Below are 709 nucleotides of genomic sequence, written 5' to 3'. Positions count from 1 at the left end.
AAAAGTATCCACCGGCATAGCCGGTGGTTTTTCATATGCGCCTATAAGGCTCTCCTACTGGCTGCGCCCTAGCAGGCGCATAGTGATCTGACATTTGCATATGACTATTTCCTGCGGCCCGTAAACGGGCTACCTGAATACGGGATCGACAATTGCTCTCCCATTTTATCCTGCTCTAGTTGATGCTTTATGTAACTTTGAATCTTGCTGGTGTTTTTTCCTACCGTATCTACATAATACCCACGACACCAAAATTCTCGGTTCCTATACTTGAATTTCAAATCCCCAAATCGCTCATATAACATCAAACTGCTTTTTCCTTTTAAATACCCCATAAACGATGAAACACTCATCTTAGGCGGGATTTCTAAAAGCATGTGAATATGATCTACGCAGCATTCAGCTTCAACTATATTCACATCTTTCCATTCGCATAACTTTCGTAATATATCACCTACCGCTCTTCGCTTTTCTCCATAGAACACCTGTCTTCTATACTTCGGTGCAAAAACGATATGATATTTACAATTCCATCGCGTGTGCGCTAAGCTCTTTTCGTTCCCCATTGGGACCCCCTTTCAATTTTTGTTTAACTCTTGTAGTTGCCAGACCACAAGGAGGTTTTAACAAATTGAAAGGGGTTTTATAACTGACTCATAGCTGTAAGCTTTACGGAACCCCCAGCCTAGCTGGGGGTTTTCTGCATACA

At 42.2% G+C, this 709-nt stretch carries 1 protein-coding gene; it reads right to left on the bottom strand.

Going from position 1 to position 709, the window contains the following annotated elements:
* Positions 1-104: 104 nt before the first annotated feature.
* Positions 105-566: an IS200/IS605 family transposase gene (gene tnpA / locus F0227_RS21810; protein ID WP_171755335.1), complete on the bottom strand. Its 462-nt coding sequence runs from the start codon at positions 564-566 to the stop codon at positions 105-107.
* Positions 567-709: the final 143 nt, after the last annotated feature.

The sequence above is a fragment of the Vibrio sp. 99-8-1 genome (genome assembly GCF_013114595.1).
Taxonomy (GTDB): Bacteria; Pseudomonadota; Gammaproteobacteria; order Enterobacterales; family Vibrionaceae; genus Vibrio.
Note: the sequence above shows the minus strand (reverse complement) of the source record. Positions and strands in the feature narration are given on the sequence as shown.

Excerpts from the sequence above, each read along its gene's own strand:
- tnpA (WP_171755335.1), bottom strand. The coding sequence starts at position 566 with ATGGGGAACGAAAAGAGCTTAGCGCACACGCGATGGAATTGTAAATAT.